The 21579-nt window shown below is 46.2% G+C and carries 19 protein-coding genes and 1 pseudogene; 17 read left to right on the top strand and 3 right to left on the bottom strand.

The window, feature by feature from the left end; translation table 11 throughout:
• Positions 1 to 240 precede the first annotated feature (240 nt).
• Complete coding sequence (locus F0232_RS16985) at positions 241 to 2295, bottom strand: hypothetical protein (RefSeq protein WP_171750914.1); 2055 nt, start codon at positions 2293 to 2295, stop codon at positions 241 to 243.
• 309 nt (positions 2296 to 2604) lie between these two features.
• Between F0232_RS16985 and F0232_RS16980 the strand changes: the two are divergent.
• Positions 2605 to 3248: pseudogene (locus tag F0232_RS16980) on the top strand (IS5 family transposase); the annotation flags it as partial.
• A gap of 18 nt (positions 3249 to 3266) precedes the next feature.
• On the opposite strand, the gene F0232_RS16975 reads toward F0232_RS16980, so the two are convergent.
• Entirely contained in the window at positions 3267 to 4397 is a 1131-nt protein-coding gene (locus tag F0232_RS16975) for a hypothetical protein (protein WP_253820317.1), read from the bottom strand.
• Positions 4398 to 5109: 712 nt separating this feature from the next.
• Positions 5110 to 5943: a hypothetical protein gene (locus tag F0232_RS16970; RefSeq protein WP_171750913.1), complete on the bottom strand. Its 834-nt coding sequence runs from the start codon at positions 5941 to 5943 to the stop codon at positions 5110 to 5112.
• A gap of 792 nt (positions 5944 to 6735) precedes the next feature.
• Between F0232_RS16970 and F0232_RS16965 the strand changes: the two genes are divergently transcribed.
• The 16 genes from F0232_RS16965 (at position 6736) to F0232_RS16890 (ending at position 21576) form a co-directional block, all read left to right on the top strand.
• Entirely contained in the window at positions 6736 to 6915 is a 180-nt protein-coding gene (locus F0232_RS16965) for a TraY domain-containing protein (protein ID WP_048661537.1), read from the top strand.
• A gap of 345 nt (positions 6916 to 7260) precedes the next feature.
• Positions 7261 to 7626 (top strand): hypothetical protein, encoded by a 366-nt coding sequence (locus F0232_RS16960; protein ID WP_048661538.1) that lies wholly within the window; start codon positions 7261 to 7263, stop codon positions 7624 to 7626.
• A 78-nt stretch (positions 7627 to 7704) separates the two neighbouring features.
• Complete coding sequence (gene traA, locus F0232_RS16955) at positions 7705 to 7992, top strand: type IV conjugative transfer system pilin TraA (RefSeq protein WP_048661539.1); 288 nt, start codon at positions 7705 to 7707, stop codon at positions 7990 to 7992.
• Between the two features lie 9 nt (positions 7993 to 8001).
• Complete coding sequence (gene traL / locus F0232_RS16950) at positions 8002 to 8304, top strand: type IV conjugative transfer system protein TraL (protein ID WP_048661540.1); 303 nt, start codon at positions 8002 to 8004, stop codon at positions 8302 to 8304.
• A 14-nt stretch (positions 8305 to 8318) separates the two neighbouring features.
• A complete protein-coding gene (traE, locus tag F0232_RS16945; RefSeq protein WP_048662546.1) occupies positions 8319 to 8894 on the top strand; it encodes a type IV conjugative transfer system protein TraE in 576 nt (191 codons plus the stop codon).
• On the top strand, positions 8881 to 9666 hold the full coding sequence (gene traK, locus F0232_RS16940; protein WP_080967332.1) for a type-F conjugative transfer system secretin TraK: 786 nt from the start codon (positions 8881 to 8883) through the stop codon (positions 9664 to 9666). The genes traE and traK overlap by 14 nt, the downstream gene beginning before the upstream one ends.
• Complete coding sequence (locus tag F0232_RS16935) at positions 9656 to 11194, top strand: TrbI/VirB10 family protein (RefSeq protein ID WP_171750912.1); 1539 nt, start codon at positions 9656 to 9658, stop codon at positions 11192 to 11194. Before traK ends, F0232_RS16935 begins: the two co-directional genes overlap by 11 nt.
• Before the next feature lie 2 nt (positions 11195 to 11196).
• On the top strand, positions 11197 to 11592 hold the full coding sequence (traV, locus tag F0232_RS16930) for a type IV conjugative transfer system lipoprotein TraV (protein WP_048657845.1): 396 nt from the start codon (positions 11197 to 11199) through the stop codon (positions 11590 to 11592).
• A 150-nt stretch (positions 11593 to 11742) separates the two neighbouring features.
• Positions 11743 to 14292: a type IV secretion system protein TraC gene (gene traC, locus F0232_RS16925; protein ID WP_171750911.1), complete on the top strand. Its 2550-nt coding sequence runs from the start codon at positions 11743 to 11745 to the stop codon at positions 14290 to 14292.
• Positions 14243 to 14974 carry a type-F conjugative transfer system protein TraW gene (gene traW / locus F0232_RS16920; RefSeq protein ID WP_253804888.1) on the top strand — a complete coding sequence of 244 codons (732 nt, stop codon included), beginning with the start codon at positions 14243 to 14245 and terminating at the stop codon, positions 14972 to 14974. The genes traC and traW overlap by 50 nt, the downstream gene beginning before the upstream one ends.
• A 159-nt stretch (positions 14975 to 15133) precedes the next feature.
• Positions 15134 to 16144: a conjugal transfer pilus assembly protein TraU gene (traU, locus tag F0232_RS16915; protein WP_171750910.1), complete on the top strand. Its 1011-nt coding sequence runs from the start codon at positions 15134 to 15136 to the stop codon at positions 16142 to 16144.
• Between the two features lie 253 nt (positions 16145 to 16397).
• A complete protein-coding gene (trbC, locus tag F0232_RS16910; protein ID WP_171750909.1) occupies positions 16398 to 17111 on the top strand; it encodes a type-F conjugative transfer system pilin assembly protein TrbC in 714 nt (237 codons plus the stop codon).
• A 36-nt stretch (positions 17112 to 17147) separates the two neighbouring features.
• Positions 17148 to 18875 carry a type-F conjugative transfer system mating-pair stabilization protein TraN gene (traN, locus tag F0232_RS16905; RefSeq protein ID WP_171750908.1) on the top strand — a complete coding sequence of 576 codons (1728 nt, stop codon included), beginning with the start codon at positions 17148 to 17150 and terminating at the stop codon, positions 18873 to 18875.
• Positions 18876 to 18898: 23 nt separating this feature from the next.
• Positions 18899 to 19684 carry a type-F conjugative transfer system pilin assembly protein TraF gene (traF, locus tag F0232_RS16900; RefSeq protein ID WP_171750907.1) on the top strand — a complete coding sequence of 262 codons (786 nt, stop codon included), beginning with the start codon at positions 18899 to 18901 and terminating at the stop codon, positions 19682 to 19684.
• Between the two features lie 75 nt (positions 19685 to 19759).
• Positions 19760 to 20173 (top strand): type-F conjugative transfer system pilin assembly thiol-disulfide isomerase TrbB, encoded by a 414-nt coding sequence (gene trbB / locus F0232_RS16895; RefSeq protein WP_132974764.1) that lies wholly within the window; start codon positions 19760 to 19762, stop codon positions 20171 to 20173.
• On the top strand, positions 20170 to 21576 hold the full coding sequence (locus tag F0232_RS16890) for a conjugal transfer protein TraH (protein WP_048665082.1): 1407 nt from the start codon (positions 20170 to 20172) through the stop codon (positions 21574 to 21576). Before trbB ends, F0232_RS16890 begins: the two co-directional genes overlap by 4 nt.
• Positions 21577 to 21579 lie beyond the last annotated feature (3 nt).

Here is a 21579-nt window from a genome sequence, read left to right as displayed (position 1 = left end):
CTGCACCTTTAATAACCACATTAGTATTTACAATGTTGTCTGGATAACGTTACGCAAGAGAAATACGCTTGCTCTTAACCTTGGGTCGCTCGAACGTTAGACATCAAAATGGATTATCCTTTGATTTAATTAAACTAGTGCCTCTTCCTATAGTCTTGATTTTTAGTTAATCAACTCAAAAAATCATTTTTAAAACTTTATCTAAGATACTTTTTCCCTGCTCCCATCACAATATTCGACCTAATTGGCGTGATGCAGGCGCATGAGTGGTCCTGTTTGAGACACAGGAACCCATAAATTGATAGTGTCATCAAGGTACTTAATTATTTTATTATTATCTTCATCTAAAAAAGGAGTTGAGTTAAACGCTAGCCAATCAAAGTTTCCGCTTGAATATTTATGTACTTCTTGAGAAGAGTAGTTTACGAGTTTACTGTTTTTATTTAGTGCAACCAGGTCGTCACGTAAATCGCTCAAGATTACAGCAGCGGCTTCATTTTCCCAATCACTTAACTTTTGTAGTTTCTTCACGTAATTATCGATTAATGCGCCCACAACGTTAAAGTAATTATTTTGAATAGAGCTAGTCATTTGAGCATAATCAATGAATCGTAATGATGTCTCATAGTTATCACCACCTTGTAGGCTCATTAATGAAACAGCATCATTTAATGCAACATCTACCTTTTTCTTTAGGCTTCCATCAGCCACATGTTTATCGATTTTCTTAATAAGCGAATTTAATTTTTCTTGACTGATTGGCTTTAATGAAATTTCTGATTTATCTACTAATTTAGTATTAACCAGGTCTTTAGCTGCATGATAAGAACTCATAATTTTGTTTTTAAGGGTGGAATGTTCCTCTCCAATTTTCGAATATGCATCATTAATTAATTTTGTAAACTTGGTCTCATCAGTCACATCGACGCCTTGGCTAATTAGTGACTTTGTTATGGCAAAAACAAATGGAGCAACATCAATTTTGGATTTAATATCATTCATGAAAGATCCTTGAATTATTGAGCTTTCAATTGGCATAAATATCGATATAAAAATAAGAAAACCTTCTTCGATTTTTACCTCTGAATAATCAAGGTTTTTCAAAAGATGATGCCCAAAATATAACCAAGAATAGTATTTTTTTAGAACATTATTATATGGAGCTATCATTGATTCCTGAAGACTATGGATAAATTTTGTATCTGTAAGCATATCTTTGAATTCAACAACAAGATGATCGCTATTGTCATATATTACATCTACTGTCCTCTCTAAAACTGGGAAAAATACATCATTCAACCAACGCATATTTGGTACTGCAACATTTTTTATCGATTTTGAAAATCGGATGCTGTTTGTGCCTTCATATGATGGATGGAAATTTGCATTATTTAATGGGACATATCCGAAACTGCTTATGTATTTCTTCCCTGTCAATGAGGTTGAATACCAGTATTTTAAATTTTCATTTAATCCGATTAGGTGGCTAATAGTTACTGGTAATTCATTGGAAACGAATTGAGTGGTTATTGGGGTGGATACTGTGTTATCTTTGAAATATTTATCTACTCTATTAGAGTAATTATCATTAATCAATCTATATGCTAATTTGTGGAAACTGTTTTTATATAATTCAACTGTTAATTCTCCAAAATGTTTATATTCATAATTATAAATCTCATCATTATCACCTCTGATTATTTTTTTAAGCTTTAGTAGTGATGCGTCTGTTTTATCAATTGCTTTTGAGTAAACACCCATCAAAGTGCGATCGGACTCTTCCATCTTGTTGATGACCCCAGCCATTTTTATATCACCATAAATTGCAATCCCTTCAGCGATGAGAACACCTATAACTGGGTTTATAGCTTCCGCAATTGACTCGGAGAAAATTGAGCCGATAACTTCCCCTGCAATTTCCGGGGCTATGTAGGGGCCCAAAAGAACGGCACCACCAGTGATTTCATCAGCATTTTTATTTTCTATGCCGTCAAGCAATTCTAATCCACCACTTACAACGGCAATAGCTCCACCAATTTTCTCTGCCAACTCCATTGCTCCGGTTTCAAATTCTGGTATAACCTCACCAATTTCTTCATTAGTAATCTTTTGGCCAATGGGAGTTTCTTTTTCTGATATCGGTGAGATGTCCTCTTGAAAATCATCAACCTCTTTTTCAAGAGTTGTAGTTTTACATGCTTCCCCCTCATCCAAACGAAAATTGAAAGAGTTAGCACTATTGGCAAATAATACCGCTCCGATTGATAGTCCAATAGTGCTTATTTTAAACTTCATTGTCCACTCCCCCCGTATAAAATATGAATTTTGATGGAATTAAAAAATTGGTAAAACTGACAATAGACTATTTCAATCAATCAATAAGAACATTTAAATAATTTATGTTTTATTTATATTGAAAAATTATCATCTTTACTAATTCAAGGGAAAATCATGAGCCACACCAATAGTTTTGAACTCTGAGTTAAGTGAGAAAGAGCTTGCGGGTGAAAATGCAGCTAGAACAGGGCTTTGTTGCGTAATTCAATGGAACTAAATCCAGAACCTACGCTCTGATCAGCTACGTTCACTCTTTCTCGTAGCTCTATGCTTAAACCTCGTTACAAAACAACCAACTGGAAGCAATACAACCAATCACTCATTAACCGTGGTCTCTGACCTTTTGGATTGATGAAGAGGCAATAAGCGGGTAGGCGGAAAGCAAACAAAATAAGCGCAGGAGGCCGCGTCGGTTCAGTGATTTAGCTATAACGACAGCACTTATGGTGAAACGAGTTTTTTCTATGCCACTGAGAGCGCTGCAAGGATTTATCGACTCGATATTTAGGTTAGCCCATGTACCGTTAAGTTGTCCGCATTACACCTGCATCAGTCGTAGAGCCAAGCAAGTTGAGGTCTCATTTAGGACTAAAACGAGAGGAGCGATACAGCACCTAGCCATTGATGCTACTGGTCTTAAGGTTTATGGCGAAGGTGAATGAAAAGTCAAAAAATACGGGACGGATGGCAAGCGTAGAGTCTGGCGAAAGCTGCATATTGCCGTCGATACAAGCACTCATCAGATCATTGCTGCCGAGCTAAGTTTATCAACGGTTACAGATGGAGAAGTACTCCCGAACTTACTGAACCAAACACGCCGAAGTATCCTTGAGGTGTCTGGTGATGGCGCTTACGACACGAGAGCGTGTCACGCTGCTATTAAGATTAAGGGAGCCGTTGCGCTTATTCCAAGCTTTTTTTAAACTGGCTTAATAAAAAGCAAGAGATCTCAAATATTTGTTTAATTGATTGATACTGTTGATTTTTCTTATTCTTTTTTCCATTGAACCTATCGAATCATCAATCATTTCAAGATACTTTTCCATTTTGGCTTGCGTCTTCTTCTTGCTTGGTGCTGAGAACTGTCTCCAGACTTGAGACTTAAATCCTTGTTGATTAAAGATGTTACGGTGAGCCTGATTTAAATCTCGGAGCTTCATTTCGAGCAAATGACCCATTCTCATAAGAGTTGCTTCATCAAGAAGGTAATCAGAGTCGGGGACATATTCTGTCAGCATTCGGACTAAGGTCATCACATCATTCTCTCGTTTGGCCACCGCCAGTTTCTGCATTAAACGATGTTTCTCTTCTTTCTTTAACGGGTCAGACTCTTTATCTGGATGGATAACACTCGCAATGCGTTTGTACATTTTGTTGAGTTGAGTACCTCGGAACATTTCTTTGATGTTAAGCGCGTCGTCGTCTTCACTCTCAAAATAATCGAATTCAAAATTGTCCCAATCGTCCTCATTTTGGGCCCGTGGTGAAAACGAGTCGTTATTATGTTCAACAAAAGAGGCCCATAAGGTACTGATAAAAGCTTCAATAGCGAATGGATCACCAGAAGCCAGGATTTCACGGATTTTTTTGTGGGGTAAATCAATATCAGCGCCGAACATCTCCTTCATGCCGTTTTCAAATTCTCGACAAGCTGCATTGAGCGCTTGCTGTTTCTCTTTCTGAAATACTTTATTATGATAGGTTTCATACTCTTCGCATAACGCCTCGACTTTGTCTCTATCATTGATAAAAGGGCGATCAAGCAAGTCCATTAACTCCTGTTCAATCGCTTGCATCAAGCGATTGCGGATATTGGTTTTGAGTTTTTTTGAGGTCAAAAATGACATCAAGTGCTTAACCCAGACACAGTGAAGATGGTCGAGCTTTTTATCATAGGGAGCCAGTTTATCTTTGTATTCAGAAAAAAGCTGATTGACCTTGAGCTCAGCCTTTTGATTACGCCGTTCATTTTTTTCTATCTTCCTCCAGAGCTTAGATAAATAATCCGACTGAGAATGTGGAACGTTGTTTGAGTGAAAAATAGGGAGTGTCATATCCATCCTTTTCTCTTCTAGTAACCCATAAGGTATTCAGGCTAACAGTGTAAGAATAGAAACGCATTGAACTAATAATAATTTATGTTCCCTGAGCTTGAATTACCCTCTGACGCAGATAAATCGAAACGCTAACCTTAACTTTCAGGGGCCTATTCATTTTGTAAAACAGTAAGCTTAATCTGCTGAATAAGAACCGTGACCATTTTATTAAATTAAGAAGGAAAGTCTCTCACAGCGCCATACTGCTCTTTTTATGCTGCCATATAGACAACATTAAAACCCCTAGCCCTACTAGGCCATACCATCCGGATGAAGGTGAACGTTAAGTGAGGAGATGATGAAAGGGGGCCACATGACTTAGCGTTAAATCGAAGAAGGTGCCTGTCGTATGACAAAAGAAAGTTTCCGCGTCGTTTTTAGCTTGTCCTTAATTATTTATTTTTTTATTCATTTAACTATTTATCTTCATACGTAGTGTTCATAAGCGCAGCCCCTTATTGATCACAATTTTAGCCGTTTTTTTTATCCTCCTTTTATTGCACTGCTTTTCTCATGAAAAACCGTGAATAGAAAAATTCTTTCCGAATAAGGTCAAGCGTGCAAGTTAACCCGAAACAACCCGGTGATTAAAACAAGAAAAATGAGATATAAAGCAGGGTAGGATAAGGTTCAGACGTGCTGATCCCTCCGCTTTCGCGGAGACAAAAATATCCCTTTAATTAGGGGCTAGGTCGGGTTGATACTCACTAAAGAAGGCTGAGGTTGATTGAGCGTACGTGTTTAATGTTGACGCATTGAAGATCTCTTGTATCCCTGATGCGATCTTACGGAAAGATAGCCACTGAAAGCTCAGTCCTTTCTTTGTCTGACGCTTCCGTGTCGCGAGGATCAATTCGCTGATGTTGGCGTAACGCACGACTTTTAAGTCATTAAAGAAGCGAGGGGTAAACTGTTTGTATGCAGGTGCGCTGCGTATCGTCCCTTCGTCTTGGTCGACACACACATTGATCCGCTCACTGTGAAAATAGCTGGCACGCTTTAGATACTTCACCGCTTTCGCAAAGGACTTCGGCGAAATAAACTCCCCAAAGCGCAACGCATAATCTTCTTGAAGTTGATCGTAGCTGATGGTTTTCAATCCCGCTTCAGTGGGCAAACCGATGCGCCCTCCAATGAGGTCTGTGTTCGGCAGAATGCACGCTAATACTTTCGCAATTAAGGTGCGACACTGCACATTATTCACCGCTTCACCGCCCCATGCATTGAGTGACGGGAAACGATTGGGGTTGGTAATAAATTCTTCACACCCTTTTAAGATCCGCGCGTATTCTGGCGGTAGGGTTTCTATCTTACCGCTTCGGAGCAACCGGCGAGACTTAAATCCGATCTCAAAAGGCGTCTTAGGGTTTCGTGCGTTCTCTTCTTCAACGACACGTTGATACAATTCGATCAAATCCAGTTTCCGAGCCTTACGCTTACGGCGATACTCCGCATCGTAACTCGATTTATCGAACGGGGGAGGGGAGGAGTCGTGTCCAGGCGTCTTCATAACATTCACCGTCCACGTTTAAAACACACAGCACTTCATCCCGAGGGATAAACAAGCGGTGTTATTGAGAATGTGTTGTTTGGGCTTTAGCCCACGCCAAGGCTGAGTCAAGGTCATATTTTGAGGTCCAATAGTTTTTTGGGGTGTTTGGATTGGTCGTCCAAACGGTGAAATTTCACGCTATCTCAACCGATAAAAGAAATCAAACGCTGGTTTTTTAGACACAAAAAAGCCGTCTACTATTGGGGAGACGGCTTTTTTGCGAGTGCTATATAGTCAGAGTACCACCTCTAACACACTCTAAATCCTAGAAAAAACACACAACATTGGGCACTACAGGTTAATGAGCAATGTTGTGTGTTTTAACCTTATAGACCTCAGGCAATTATAGCGTGTCGTCACCTGAGATTTCAATCTCGAAGTCTCAAAATGCTCTCTTGATGGTTAATTGTTAACATAATGTAAATAATGCGCAGGTATGAAAAATCCATAAATAACAAAAAGATAAAAATAACCTTAGAAAAATTTATAGCATATTGAGATGTGGAAATTAAAATAATTAATCTATTAATTATATAAAATTTAAACAAGCCCTACGTTAAATATCATTTAATTTCTATTAAAATCAATAGTTTGTTGTTATGCGTATTATTTACATTATGTTAAATTCAAGAAATGATAAGTCAGTCACAAACCCAACAAAATTAGACGCCAGTGAGCGATTACATGACTCATTGATGTTTCGGTCTGAACGAGAGCGTTTCGGTTTTTTCTATTTAGGAAGACTTTTGTATGAATTTTAAATCAGAATGTATGGTTGAGAACAAGGAAGTCGGTATCGCTTTTAATCTTTCATCAAAGGCGAATAAAACGTTAACGCTCTCGGCGAAAAGAGCAGAGCGGGCCAAAAAGCGCGAAGGGAAACTTCGATTAGAAGATCACCTCAAACGTTTTCCTAATTGGTCGCTGTAACGAATCAGATTGCCGTCTGGGATTATTACCTCAGATGGCCTCGAAGGTGGGCTGCCTTCACTATTGCAAAAAGCGCCGCAGAGGGGCGCAGGCCTGCGTAATATGCCTAACAAATTCAGGAGCCCTCTCTGGGGCGACGTCCAAGGCTGTTTTTCTACTCAATTAAGCACGCTGGTTGAGTGGTGAAATAGAGTTACTTGGGAATACCAGACACCACATCCTTTGGATGTGCGCCTTCTACTACAAGAATGCTCAAGCCAGTTTGTAGCACGGCTCTTGAAAGAGAGCCCATCGTTTTGTTTTTTTTAAAAGAACAAAACAATGCCCTAACAAGGAGTGTGGACGATGCAAATTATCTACGGATATTGTCGTGAAGATGAGGCCGCGAGTTTATTAGGCCACTTTGTTGAACAAGGGGATTTTGTCAGCGTCAAAGAACTGGGAACGGTTGGGCGTGAACACATGGCGTTTGCCGCTTTGTTGCCTTTTACTGGGCACCTTGCATTTCCTTTCTGTTGGAAGGGTGTTCATTTGGTCGCGGTTCAAAAACAAGCTCAGTCAGTTAATCGTCTCACTCTCCCAACTTCAAATAATGCTTGTAAAAAACGTTATCGGAAGCTTAAGAACACCATCATTAGCGCTCAAAATTGGAAGCAACATGTGAGCCGTAATCGTGGTTTGAAGTACGCGAAGTCTTCGATGTTTTCTTAAGGATGTGGGAGGGAGTCCCCTTTCCCTCCATCCTGACCATGTACTTGATAATTTTATCACTCAATAAGGATACTTATTATGAAAACACGCACCCAGCGCACCCTCCTTGTCGGGCTTGGCGTTGCTGTTTCGACACTTCTTATCACTCAGCCTGCTCTGGCTGCCGATATCTTCGCGTCAGGTAAGCAAGCCATGAAAGACACGGCGGGCAAAGGCTCTGCGGTTGAAACCGCCATGCTGGGGACTGGGCTTGCAGGGGCGGTCGTCACTGGACTGATGAGCCGTAACTGGTTTGCGGCCGTTGGCGGGTTCATTGGTGGCTCAGTCTTGTGGAATGTTGGAGCGCCACTCGTCGGCTTAGGTTAAGGAGTCACAATGGAAGACCCTCATCAGTTTTTCTCTATCCCAAAACACATGAACAAAGGTCGCCGCTGGCTCGGGTTCCCTGTTGATGAACTCGTGCCTGCCCTCTGCATTTTTGGCCTCTCATTCTGGCTTAAACACGAAATGATAGGGCTGACGTTATCGCTGGCTTGGTTTGGGGGGTTGCGTTACATCAAATCACAATACGGCGATAATATAGTTACCCTGTCACTTTATTGGTGGGGCGCTTCTTTTGTCAGCCCCGCCCTCTTTAAGCGTACCCCCTCAGCCTGTCGTCGCTATTGGATTTTCTAAGGAGACCCTTCATCATGGACCCGTTTGTTAAACGGGATAAGCTGGCCGTCAAAAGTCTCCTCAATCTTTTTTTGAGTGCAGGCTTTCTTTTCATGCTTATCACTAACCTGGTGTTGGGTTACACCAGTTATCAAGCCCTTACCCATCAGAGCCGAACCCTAATCCCACCCACCCTCTCTCAAGCCTTTACGGTTTCGGATGGCACAGTCGATGAGCCTTATCTTGAGCAAATGGCGGATTATCTTCTCTACTTGAAACTCAACATTACGCCAGCCAGCGTTGGACGTCAGTTTGGTCAGTTACTTGAATATTTAGACGAGACAAGCTGGCACATCGTTCAACCTAAGTTGCTTCGAGAAGCCACGGTAATTAAAAAAGACAACATCAGCAGCCAATTTTCTGTCGAGTCTGTCCGTATTTCTCTCAACACGCTCCAAGTGCAACTCTATGGGAAACTCCAAAAGCACGTAGGCCAACGCGCCCTAGATCCGGAGATGAAGTGGTATCAAGTCAACTTTAGCTATGACCAAGGCGTCATAGGTTTACTCTCCATTGAAGAAGTCGAGGTCGACACCGATGAATCTTTATGAGCAATCATTCACCCCATCGCCGCAATGGCACCTTTATTTTTTGTCCATCGCGCTTTGGGTGGTCTTTTTCATCCCCTCTTTTGCCCTAGCTGAAAATGCCGCTATGGTGAGCTATGAGTTTGACGAAGGCGACACGATCCCCTTGTCACTCTCTTCCATTAACGTGAACCGTTTGCTGGTCAAAAATGACCGTATTATTTCGATCGTCTGCCCGAAAGGATTTTGTACCTCAACGGGCAACCAAAAAGACGCTTCCGGCTCTATCACCTTAAAAATTAACCTTCCCTTACCGTTTACCGCGCACCTGACGACAGAAAAAGGGCGATTGTTTGCGCTGTTTATTACCCCCAAAGCCACCCCGTCTTTGGTCACGGAGTTTGTTTGGTCGCAAAACTATAAAGAGCAGCAAAGCCCGACTGAGCAGGCGGCGGATTACCCCGCCGCCATGACAGCGCTCACCAAAGCCATGATGCGTTTTGTTCATGATGGCGCCCCCATCGCCGGCTTTAAACGTCACGACGTTGACCCCAAAACCTTACCCAAAGATGCAGCGTCACTGGCCATCATCCCTCAAACGGTCTTCGTTGGCCGTGATTACTCTGGGGTGGTTTATCAACTCAAAAATCAAAGCCGCAGTGACATGGCACTGACCACCGCACAGTTCTACAGCTATTCCGCACGCTCAGCCGCGCTCGATACCTATCAGTTAAAACCTGGGCAAACCACCACGCTCTATCTCATTACCGGAGGAGGCGCCACCCATGATCGATAAACCCAAAGACGCCTTTGACCGCTTTAAAAAACGCGTCTTCAAAGATACCGACGGTGACTTTGAAGACGGTGGCACGGTCAATGCCGTAACAAGAAAGCGCAATCGCACCATTACGTTCACGGTATTACTGGTGCTTGCCGCCCTGGCTTTTGCTGTTTGGCGGTTAACATTGCCTCCCCAAGAGCAAAGCAAGGACATTCAAGACGTCGGATTTGGTGCTGTCGTCACCGATGATTTTACCGACAAAGACAACCAGTCCGCCCTGACGTTTCAACAAGATAAAATCAACCAAATCGAGCAAAGCTTAGCGCGGTTCGAAGGCACCTTAAGTCGCTTTGGACAAAGCTTAACCTCTGAGTTGGAGAATATTAAAAAAGCCAATGAGCGCGATAAAGCATCGCAATTGACGGAGCTTGAGCAGCAGATGCAACAAAAGCTCGATGAAGTTGACGCGCTCAAGGTCCAACTTGAGACGCAATTAGCCTCAGCCCTCAATGCAGGCGATCCTTCGAATCAACATAGCGTAGAGATCCATCAGGGAAGCACTTTTGGCCAATACAAACTGCCCCCAAGACCTGCCATTAATAGCAACATAGATACCGCCAAGGTGAATGAGTTCCAGTACCAAGAGCAAGATGATATGGCCTTTAGCGGGGATGCCTTTGATAGTTTTGAATTTCACTGGCAAGCCAGTGTAGAGGAGAGACAATCCCGTCGCACGACCGATAACTACGTGCCAACAGGCACCTTTGTGACCGCCGTGATCACCGGCGGCGCAGACGCTAATGGGGGCGTCTCTGGACAAGGGGATACCTCACCGATTGTCTTTCAGACCGTCAATCAGGGGATTTTACCCAACGGTGAGCAATCCAAATTAAAGAATTGCACGATCACCGGTGCCGTTTACGGCGAAATCTCATCCAGTCGCGGCGTCGCTCGCACCAATAGAATGAGCTGCATCCACCCTAATGGCGATATTCTCGATATCCCCGTCAATGCGACCGTGTTTAACTTTGGGCGCAATGGTATTCGCGGTACCACCATTATGAAAAACGGTAAAATCGTTCAAATGGCCGGCATTGCGGGGATCTTGCAAGGTGTCGGTGATGCGGGTAAAGCCCTGGCACAAACCACGACACCGACGGCGCTCGGACCAAGTCAAAGCATCAACAGCGATAAAATTGGGTTGAATCTGCTTGGCGGCGCCACGGAAAGCGTTGGCAGCAAATTGGCGGACTACTACATCAAACTGGCCGAGCTCTATCATCCGATAGTGGAAGTCAATCCTGGTGCCATCGTCAATATTGTCTTTTTGGAAGGCTTTCCATTAGATCCCCTATTGGCCGATGAATACGAAACCCGTATTAATGAGCAGCGTGAGCAAGTCTCCAACAGCAACCAGCTCTTGGATGTCATCACCAACGTTCCCTCTCTTCCACAAACCACTCAAACTGCCCCCATCAACCCATTAGCGCAAAAAATAACCCAACAAGGGTTAAGCGACGTGGGCTTTGGGCGTGAGGAATAACCATGAATAGGCATTCTTTGTTCTCACTATCGATACTCTTAGGTCTGACCGGTTGCAGCGCGGGCTTTGAGAGCGAATACAGTTGCGATAAGGTCGGCGGCGTTTCAGGGTGTGTCACCATGAACGAGGTTCGAGACAACCTATACGGTTATACCGGAGACAGTGGAAATGCCACCGTCTCTCCTCAATCTCGTCTCGCCCCACCTTCTGTCTTTACCTTACTGCCAAGGCGTAGCCGAGATGGTGAGCCTGAGCGAAGCCAAGAACACGTTAAAAAACTCACCGTCTTCCCTTTCATAGACAAAGACAATCACTACATCGATACGATGGATGTTTACTTTGTCTTAGACGATAGCCGTTGGTCTGGGCGCCCTGCGCGCGCGATTTGGAAAGATTGATTAGGAAAAAAAGAAACGAAGCTTAAACATCATTTTTATCATGGGCGCGCGACATTCAGTCTCAGCCTTCTCTCAATTAGGGGGTAATCCATCAAGCGGTCCAAGATTGTGTCACGCCCCCTAACATTAAAATAGAAAAAGGGATCCCCCATGTTTTCCTCCTCACGCAGTGGCTTATCCTCCTTATTTCAAGAGGCCAAGCAAGCCCAAAACCACCTTCACCATGAACTGCCGTATCGAGACTACGATCCCATTGAGCAGGTGTTCGACAATACTCACTCTCGCGGTTTTGGTTTTAAAATCAGTCTCCTTGGGGGCGCTAACGACGATTTAATTCAGTCGTTAAGCCACCTTATGGGGGATTTACCCGCAGGGGATAAATGGGATTATCAAGTGCAGCTTTTTGGTCACAACCGAGTGGCGCACTATCTTGAAGGGAACCAAGCCCTACTCAGTCTGCGGGGCGGTATCTGTCAGAAAATGGCCAACGATGACGCCATTTACGCCCACTACGCGGCGCAACACGGGTTTCTACATAGGCAAAAAAACAATCGCTTTGATTTGCGCGACTACGACGCATTCTTTTTTGTCTCCACCACGGAAAAAGACCCACAAGAGCTGCTTGATGCGAGAATGACTCTAGAAACGGGGCTGGCGCAGCTTGGTTTTGATTTACTGCCCGTCACGCCTGAGGGACTGTTGACCAGCGTCGGTGATACCTTAAACTTTGATAAACGCCAAGACAGACCCAATGAAAAAAGCTACAACCCATTAGAACCTTTGAACCTGCAAGCGTTATCTCCCGATACCGAAGCGTTAACCCATCGTGGTCATATCGCCACCCGTCATACCAATGACCAAGGGGAAGAGGTACGCACACGCCTTGTTCATTTAGGGCTTTCTCGATTGCCTAGTGATTATCGCTTGTACGCCTTACCAGAAGCCTTTTCTTCAATCCGTAATGTGTCGCGTAACATCACTTGCCCTCATCGCGTTACCTTGAGTTTTCGCAATGAGCCAACCGGTAAGCAAAATGCGGATAACGATAACAAGATAAAAGACTTAACCAAGACGGTGAACAGCCAAATGGCGATACTCGCGCCCATGGCTGAAGATGAACTCAAAGAGCGCAAAGCCTTGCAAAAAGGGTTGTTGTCTAAAGAGTTCACCATTGCATCTATGGTGCTCACGGTCTCGCTGATGACCGATAAAGCCCACCAGAAAAAAGACACCCAAGCGGCGAAGGAGTCATTTAGCCATGCTGGCCTTGACATCATTCCACTGAAAATGAATCAGCCACAAGCGCTGCTCTCCACGTTGCCTTTTATGATGAGTGAAGGATTATGGGGCGATTGTAAAAAAGCGGGGCGCGTTCGTACCTTAAAGAGCTCTAACCTGGTGAATTTCTTTCCGCTCATCATGGACTTTAGCCAGCTCAAAGGTGGCGTATTGCTGCCCACTATGCGCCAACAAATTTCGTTCTTTAACCCTTTCACCTGTGGCAGTGATAACCAAAACATCGCCCTGACGGGAGGCTCAGGCGCAGGGAAAAGCTTCCTAGTCCAAGAAATCGCTGAAACGGTTTACGCCATGGGCGGTAAAGTGTGGATCCTCGATAAAGGAGCCAGCTATAAAAAGCTGACCCTGAGCCTTGGGGGGACCTACATGACCCACGCCAACATCTTCTTAAACCCGTTCACGCATTTAGGCGCCATGCAAAGTGCTGAGTTTGAGTTTGTGGATGATGACGGCAGACCTGTCGATCCCATGATGGAAGCGCTCGATAATATCACGGCGTTGTTTGCCACCATCGCGTCACCCTACGTACCACTGACGGCGTTTCAACAAAGCGTCTTAGGCGATGCGATAGTGACGGCATGGGAGCGTAAAGGTCATCAAGTCTTGGTGGATGATGTCAGAGACGCCTTGATTGAGATTGCTGGAGAAGAAAGCGACCGACGCATTAAAGACATAGCGGTGCAACTGAAAAAGTTCTGCACAGATGGCATGTACAAAGACGTGTTCAACAAGCCATCCATGCTCGACCCCAATGTGGAAATCACCACGCTTGAACTCGATGGGTTCCCGCCTGCTGTGCTCAGACCCGTGATTTTTGCTCTCATGGTGTCGATTAACCAGCAGATGTACCTGGCTGGATCTCGCTCTACCCCAAAGCTGTGCATCATTGAAGAGGCCTGGAGCCTCCTCTCTGGGGCAAACGAGCAAGCGAGGGAGTTCATCAACACCGGTTATCGCACCGCCCGTAAGTTCGGCGGCGCTTTTTGTACGGTGACTCAAGGGATTGAAGACTTCTTTAGTAACGAGGAAGCCAAAGCCTGCTACAACAACTCAGACATTCACATCATTCTTCGTCAAGGGGAAGGGTTTGATAAGTATCTGCTCCAAAACCCGGATGCCTTCTCACCGTTTGAGCAGCGCATCATTAAAAGCTTCGCCCCGTCTGTTGAAGCAGGATACAGCAGCGCGCGCATCAAAGCGGGTGGCCATGTCACCTATCACCGCTTTTTCGCCTCTCCGGTGAAACGCGCCATGTTCTCAACCGAGCCTAAGGAGTTTGAGTATTGTGAAAATCTTTATAAACAAGGCCAATCACTGGAGCGCGCCATTGAGCAAACCTCCAGGCACTTTTATGGCAAAGACATTGACGCCTTTAATCAAGCCATTGGGGCAAGCACTTAGTTTGCTGCCTTTTATCCTCGCAGCAGGCATGGCCACTTTTAACGCTCACGGGAAAGCGCTGGGGCAAGTCGCCCCGGTCTTCCCTATCGGTGAAATCGACATGCTGGAATGGATACACCAAAGACTGAAAGGGTTTGAGGCCAGTGGTCAATTGGCGGACATGCAAAACGAGTTCATTGAGCGCGCCCTGCAAAGCATTGAAAACCCGCCGCCGGTTGCAGGCTTAACCACCACAACCGATCCCCGCACCTTTTACGTAGATCCAAGCATCACTCTCCCTAAAGACATCATCGCCCCCACCACGGGGGCCGTGATTGCCAAAGCGGGCACCAGAGTGAACCCCTTTGATAGCCGCACTTGGCCAAAGGTAGACGGTCAAGACGTTTTGCCTCTATTTGAGCTCAGTAAGGTACTGGTCTTTTTTGATGCCAGAGACGCGCAGCAACGAAGGTTCGCCAGCGAGTATCAAAACGCCAAGCCAATCAAGTGGGTGCTGACGGGAGGCAGCCCGAATAAAATGGCGACCTTACTTGATGCAAGAATGTATTTTGCGCAGCAAGGCCACTTAACCCAATCGCTTAACATCACTCACGTCCCGGCCATTGCCTATCAAGATGGCACGCGCTGGCGCATCGATGAAGTGAACGTATCGGGTTTGCAGCCCTTGGAAGTAGAGCAATGATAATGAAATTGCCTTAGAAGTGCGCGCCTCCCCTTGATCATGCTTCCAATATCACTTCTTTTTCTATTAACCAAGCTCGCTTTTGGCTGCGATAATGTGGCGAAGCCTGTTGTCGAGACAAAAGGAGTCCCACGCTCTGCGTGGAAAAAGGACCCCACCATGACTCAACGACACTTGCGTTTACTGTTGTGCTGCCTATTGGTTTTTATTGTCCCATCAACCCTAGCAGCCAGTGCGGCGTGTAAAAGCCGTTTTATTAACCCCATTACCGATATTTGTTGGGATTGTTTGTTCCCGATGACAATAGGCTCATCCACGGTCATGCCGTCCAAATATCCAGACACCAATAACCCCACAATGCCTATCTCTTATTGCCCGAAACCGCCGCCTATCTTTGTGCAAATCGGCATCAACATTGGCTATTGGGAGCCTTATGCCTTAACCGATATCACGCGCGTCCCTTATTGTATGGTGAACATGGGCGTGCAAATGTCAGGCGCCAACACTCAGCGTATCGGTGGTCGAATGACCGCTCGTGACAGTGACAGCAGTGACGGAGGTTTTTATCACGCCCATTGGTATAAGTACCCCATCATTTATTGGCTGCAACTGATGCAATCCACCGCCTGCATGGCCACAGATGTGTTTGATGTTGCCTACATGACGGAAATTGACCCACTTTGGGACGACGATGAGTTATCCCTCATTCTCAATCCCGAAGCGTTACTGTTTGGTAACCTAGTGGCTCAGCTTGCGTGCGTGCCCGAAGCCATGTTGACCTCCACTAACACGGCCTTACCTATTGATGCGTTATTTTGGTGTTTAGGCTCACAGGGCAGTGCCTATCCGCTTACTGGCACCACCAACTATCGAGACACGCCCATCCAGGCGGCGACACTCTTGATGCAAAAGCTTAACTACAAACTGCATCGACAAGGGATCATCTGGGAGACGCGCGGCGAAGATGGCGCGATTTGTTATCAATATCCCGATCCTATTTTGCCAAAATCTCGTTATCGGTATCAAATGTCGGGCCCTATTCCCGATGCCGCCTGGTGTCACCCGTACACCACCACGACCACGCTCTGGGAAGCCGGCCATGACAATCCGGTCACAGGGGATAACTTTGGTTTTGTACAATGGCGAAAGCGCAACTGTGTCTTTTTATAAGGTGACGCGATGATGCCCAGACCTACCCACAAAAATGAGACTGACCTATTCATTGCCAGTCACCCTGACTCCCTTACCGATTTTTTAAAAACAGATCTCGCCAACCACAAGCACATTTACTGCTGTTTCTCGCTCTCGCAGTTTTGCTTCTCGTTTTGTCGCGATCTCAATGCTCGTCAGGTGCTGTCAATCAGCTGCCAAAACGCTCACACCCTCTACCCACCCTTTCAGCGGCCATAATGAAGAGGTTACTATGACCATTCCATCTTTTGAGAGCACCTTTAGGCGCTCTCTTGTTTTTCTGTGTTTTTTTATCGCGTTACCCACCCAAGCTTACACAGAGCAAGAGCTCAAAGCTTTTGCCAAGCTTGAGCAAAAAATGACTCAACAACCGGAGGCGGCGAAGGCGGGGGCCACTGACGACATACAAAATAAAGCCCAGGCTTATCGAGAAGAAGCGCTGACTTTCAGCCGCAACGTTCAAGACTTGGTCAAAGAAGAGACTCTTTCCCCCTTACTGGGAAGACAAAAGCCCACGCGCCACCCTGACCAAGCCCCAAAAGGGGTAATGGTGTTTGTGTCACTCACCATGCCCAAGACCGCGCTCAAGCAGCTTCTGATGCAAAGTGAACACTTAGGCGTGCCACTGGTGATACGCGGTGTCTTACCCGAAGGTTTTCCGGCCACGGTCAAGCGGATCGAGGCCTTGATACGCTCACCCAATAAGGCGCCCATTCAAAGCGGCTTTTCCATCAGCCCCGATTGGTTTAAGCAATTTGATATTCACCACGTACCGGCCTTTGTTTCGGTTAAAAAAAACCGCTGCTTACCTAAGCAGCCTTGTAAAACCAGTGACTACGACATCCTTTACGGCAACATTTCACTTTACCAAGCTCTGGATTACCTCGCTGCCGGGGATGCGCAGCAAAACATTCACCCGCTGCTGCGCACGCTCTATTCCCAATAACCCTCTCTCGCCCCAATTTTTGATGAGGTGCTCTATATGCGCATTGACCTTTGGACTGCGCTCACGCTCAGTCTTTTATCCACTATCTCGCTTGCCAGCGAACAACACACCTTTACCGAGAGCGCTCATTGGGCGAAACAAACGGCAAGCCAAGCTCTCACGCCTCATGCCCTCCCGCTCAATGTCGATGACTATTGCAAAGACGCCACGTGTCGAAAAGAGATCCGCAGTCCAAAAGAATCCACACTGTCAGACAGTGAGATCAATGCACAAAAAGGGACAGAGTTTGTGACCAATGAACTGGCTCAAGACATCAACGCGAACTTCAATAAAGGTCGACCCGATGTTAAATACGACCCGGCGATGCGCTTTGCCTTACTTGGCCAAGAGAATGCTTTTGAAATCACTCATGGCATCTCAAATGCCTATGTGGATTGTGATAGCGGCTCCCAGTGCCTTATCGAACACATTCCTAAACAGTGTCATCGTCCAACGAATAACAATGTGCCTTGTACAAAAGTTCCCGTTGCCTCCGTGAGCACCGGTGAGGTGAGCTACCGCTGTCCATCCGGTTGGACACAACAAGGGAGGGATTGCCAACGCCCCCTCCCACAATGCCGATACAATAATGACAATTACGTAAGGCAATCAGGGACTAGAAGAGGTTTTTCGGGATTAGAAACCACGTATTTTTGGGATGGAAAGATAGTCTCTCCCAACCAAGGCTACACGCTTGGCGAGTTAATACATACCATCAACTTAAACTGGCAATGGAGCGCATACTGGCATAAACGCTACCAGATTTGTCGACCCACCACACAAACGAAAAAAGCCACCTTGAGCTGCTCAAACGGATTCTCTTTATCCGGGGGGAACTGCATCAAGAACAATATGACCTGGCGAACACAATGCAGCCTGATGAACTCGTGCAAGGTCACTAGCCAGCAATGTCTTGAAGGCCGAGCCACACGCTCGGTGAATGGCATTCCCACCACGCTCAACTGTTGGAAATATCAGGTTAACCATCGTTGTGACCGCCCTGACACCTGCGCGGACCTCCCGAAAGACTGTACGACTCAAACTCGACATTGCAGCCTGAAGCAAAATGGGGTGTGCGTCGAGCAAGAGGTCACAAAGAGCTGTGCTGAGAAGACATGCCGAGCCACTGACCTGCAATGTGGTGAGCACTCCTTCTGTCTTGACGGAGAGTGCTATGTGCCCGAGCCCAAACTTAACGGCAACTTTGACAAGTCCGTCGCCGCGCTAGCGGGGCTTGCCGAAGCCGTGAAAGACATCGGAGACCCACCCAAAATATTCACGGGTAAGCCGATGAAGTGCAATAAGAAACTCGCGGGTTTTAACGATTGTTGTAAAGACTCAGGATGGGGGCAAGGATTGGGAGCGAAATGCAGCGAAGCGGAAGAAGCGCTGGGGAAAGCCAAAGAGAAAGGCTTAACCCTGTACGTGGGGCAATACTGCGCCAAGAAAGTGCTGGGTGTCTGCACACGTAAAAAGCGCAGTTACTGCGTTTACGACAACAAGCTGGCCAAAATCATTCAAGAGCAAGGCTCTATTCAGCAACTGGGTAAACGGTTAGGCAGTGCAAAAAATCCCACCTGCGCCGCCATTACTCCCGAAGAACTGGGTCAAATCAACTTTGAGCACATTGATTTTAAAGAGTTCTACCCAGAAATGCGATCCAACACCAACCTCCCCAACTTTGATGAAATCAAGAAACGACTTCAAAGTGCCACGGGCGGATAACCACCTCGACTGAACCAAGGTCTATGATGATGAAAAATCCACTGCTTTGCGTCATTACCCTAACGCTGCTTGCCCACCTCCCACCCACTCTGGCTCATGAAACCCCTCTAGGGTGGCGATGGTACAACGAGCCTAAGGCAAGGCCCGACAAACCCAAACCTAAGCCGCTACCAAGCAACACGCAAACCACAGTATCAAGCCCTAAAACCCTATCGGCCACCGAACAGATGGACTGGTTTCACTCTGTGCATATTGAGGCGCAAAACGACGCGGTCATTCATCCCAAAGATAAAGACAAGCTCGCGAAGTTTTTAGCGTTAAATCATTTTATCACGGACCAAACCGACCAATTGGGCATGACCTTTAAAGCGCTGCTGCTCGAAAGACCGGAGTTTTCTTACACCAAAGACCATCCGACCGAGCAAGCAGCAAGACAGGTGTATTTAGAGTTAGAGGAGAAGAAGAAAACCGCGGCGGTTGAAAATATGAAGCAAGACGGATGGGGCTTTTTCTTTGTCTATGACGGGGAAGATACACTGAGCCAGCAACTCGCCCCATCCATTCAAGCGTTTGCTGACCGATACCATTTTGAGCTCCTTGGGATCAGTAATGACGGAACCTTCATCACTGACCTCAAAGAAAACCGCCACAATCAAGGCAAAGTCTCGGTGCCTTTTACGCCCGCCTTAATTTTGGTGCAGCCAAGCACTGGAGAGATGAAGCCACTGGCGTACGGCTGGATAAGCCAAAATGATTTAATTGGACGCTTTTACAACGTCGCCACCAATTTTGAGCAATCGGATTTTTAAAGCAACTTCGTCCATGCCGCTCTCTTAAAGGATGTTCACTCTCTTTTATTTCTTCCTAAAACGTCAGGAGGCGCTATGCCATTTCTTCGTACCCTTGTGCTGGCTTTTTTGATTCATGCAACCACCGCACATGCTGCTATGCAAAACCAATATGCCCTGGTGTTCTTTTTTGAAAGCACCTGCCCGTACTGCCATAAGACAGCCCCTAAAATCACTCGCCTTGGCGAACGATTTCAATTACCGGTTTACGCCTTCTCTGTTGATGGACCAGGCATTCCAGGGTTTGAGGTCCCTATTCCTGTCACACCAGAGATAGGCAAAACCTTTTTTCCAGGCCAGAGGAAAACGGTCATGCCTGCGACCTTTTTAATGAACGTCAACAGCCGTAAATTCTCACGTCTGAGCATTGGAGACGTCCCAGAAAGCACGCTGGCTCATAGCATTCAGAACGCCCTTAACGATCCGCGTGTGCAGGAGGCGCTGCAATGAAGCGATCACTTTTCCACCACTTATCCACCGTTTCGGTGCATAAGCGAGTTATTCCTTTCGTTCTTATCAGCTTATCAAGCGCTAGCCACGCCGACACCAACCACTCACTGGCGCGTTTTTTTGATAACTCAGGGTATAACGCCAACGTCTCAAACCCAACGGCTTACCAAGGGCAGTCGGCCAACTACTACACCGGTGGCAGTTTGTTTGTGCGTAATCAAATTGTCGATGCACAATTGGTCAGCGTCACGGTCCCTTCAATCAGTACGGGATGCTCTGGCATTGATATGTTTATGGGAGGATTTTCACACATCAGCTCAGACCAACTGGTGAAACTGGGCAAAGCGATTATTCATAATGCTCCTCCTTTTATTGTCAATTTAGCCCTGCAAACCTGGGCGCCGCAGCTCAAACAAAACCTGGATAATCTCCAAGCCAGGCTCGACAAATATCTCAATCAATCGGTGAACTCTTGTGAAGCCGCGCAAGCGTCCATCGGTGGACTGGCAGCCTTTGCTTTGCCCGCCACCAAAAAGCACGTCTGCGCGGCCCTCGGCACACAAAACAATGCCTTCTCGGATTGGGTGCAAGGTCAGCAGGAATGTGGCGCAGGAGGCAAAGCGGCCGGTCAATTAGCGAACGCCAAAAAGGATCCAGCGCTAAAAGATATGACCCAAACCCATCACAACGTGGTCTGGTCTGCGATCATGAATAACGCTTTTTTGTCCTCCGACAAAAATCTAGCGCAATTTATGATGAGCTTGTCAGGCACTTACGTGTACGACAAAGACGGCAACCCGCGTTACTACCCTAGCCTTTTGACCGACAACAACAATCTGGTCAATGTCTTGCTCGAAGGGGGCAAGTCTGACGTTTATCAGTGTCGCAAAACAGCCCCTGATGCGTGCATTACCATTACCAAGCGCAATAACCTCTCCATCACTCAAGCCAACGGGATTCAAAACCAGATACGCAAACAACTGGACTCGATACTGCAAAAGATAGCCACCGACCAAAGACTCACGCGTCAACAAGAGGGCTTTCTGGAGCTGATTCAAACGCCGGTACTCAAGTTCTTTATTGACGACTTATCCGCCAAGCAACCCCCCGATACCAGCAACTACTCGCGAATGATAGCGGTGGAGCTGCTTAATCAGTACCTCGTGAGCATGTTAAATGTTGCCCGCCAATCCTTAGCCAACACCAACAACAGCCAGGATGACATCGCCCTCATCACTCGTGATATCGATAACGCCAAACGCTTTACCGCGGGGCTTGCCGATAAAGCCATTGAAGCGCTCAACAAACGCAATCAACTGATTGATTCGCAGAGAAAAACCGCGCTGCAAAGCACAAATGAAATCAGCACGACCACCAAACCTGCGCAAGCTTATGGGAACTGACCT

Source organism: Vibrio sp. T3Y01 (assembly GCF_013114525.1).
Lineage (GTDB): Bacteria > Pseudomonadota > Gammaproteobacteria > Enterobacterales > Vibrionaceae > Vibrio > Vibrio chagasii_B.
This window is presented reverse-complemented; position numbering and strand designations above follow the sequence as displayed.

Bases quoted from the DNA above. Each gene is read 5' to 3' on its own strand.
- F0232_RS16975 (WP_253820317.1), bottom strand. From the start codon at position 4,397: ATGGATATGACACTCCCTATTTTTCACTCAAACAACGTTCCACATTCT.
- F0232_RS16965 (WP_048661537.1), top strand. From the start codon at position 6,736: ATGAATTTTAAATCAGAATGTATGGTTGAGAACAAGGAAGTCGGTATC.
- traL (WP_048661540.1), top strand. From the start codon at position 8,002: ATGGAAGACCCTCATCAGTTTTTCTCTATCCCAAAACACATGAACAAA.
- traU (WP_171750910.1), top strand. From the start codon at position 15,134: ATGACTCAACGACACTTGCGTTTACTGTTGTGCTGCCTATTGGTTTTT.
- traN (WP_171750908.1), top strand. From the start codon at position 17,148: ATGCGCATTGACCTTTGGACTGCGCTCACGCTCAGTCTTTTATCCACT.
- F0232_RS16985 (WP_171750914.1), bottom strand. From the start codon at position 2,295: ATGAAGTTTAAAATAAGCACTATTGGACTATCAATCGGAGCGGTATTA.
- traW (WP_253804888.1), top strand. From the start codon at position 14,243: ATGGCAAAGACATTGACGCCTTTAATCAAGCCATTGGGGCAAGCACTT.
- traF (WP_171750907.1), top strand. From the start codon at position 18,899: ATGATGATGAAAAATCCACTGCTTTGCGTCATTACCCTAACGCTGCTT.
- F0232_RS16890 (WP_048665082.1), top strand. From the start codon at position 20,170: ATGAAGCGATCACTTTTCCACCACTTATCCACCGTTTCGGTGCATAAG.
- trbB (WP_132974764.1), top strand. From the start codon at position 19,760: ATGCCATTTCTTCGTACCCTTGTGCTGGCTTTTTTGATTCATGCAACC.
- traE (WP_048662546.1), top strand. From the start codon at position 8,319: ATGGACCCGTTTGTTAAACGGGATAAGCTGGCCGTCAAAAGTCTCCTC.
- F0232_RS16970 (WP_171750913.1), bottom strand. From the start codon at position 5,943: ATGAAGACGCCTGGACACGACTCCTCCCCTCCCCCGTTCGATAAATCG.
- F0232_RS16935 (WP_171750912.1), top strand. From the start codon at position 9,656: ATGATCGATAAACCCAAAGACGCCTTTGACCGCTTTAAAAAACGCGTC.
- F0232_RS16960 (WP_048661538.1), top strand. From the start codon at position 7,261: ATGCAAATTATCTACGGATATTGTCGTGAAGATGAGGCCGCGAGTTTA.
- traK (WP_080967332.1), top strand. From the start codon at position 8,881: ATGAATCTTTATGAGCAATCATTCACCCCATCGCCGCAATGGCACCTT.
- traA (WP_048661539.1), top strand. From the start codon at position 7,705: ATGAAAACACGCACCCAGCGCACCCTCCTTGTCGGGCTTGGCGTTGCT.
- trbC (WP_171750909.1), top strand. From the start codon at position 16,398: ATGACCATTCCATCTTTTGAGAGCACCTTTAGGCGCTCTCTTGTTTTT.
- traV (WP_048657845.1), top strand. From the start codon at position 11,197: ATGAATAGGCATTCTTTGTTCTCACTATCGATACTCTTAGGTCTGACC.
- traC (WP_171750911.1), top strand. From the start codon at position 11,743: ATGTTTTCCTCCTCACGCAGTGGCTTATCCTCCTTATTTCAAGAGGCC.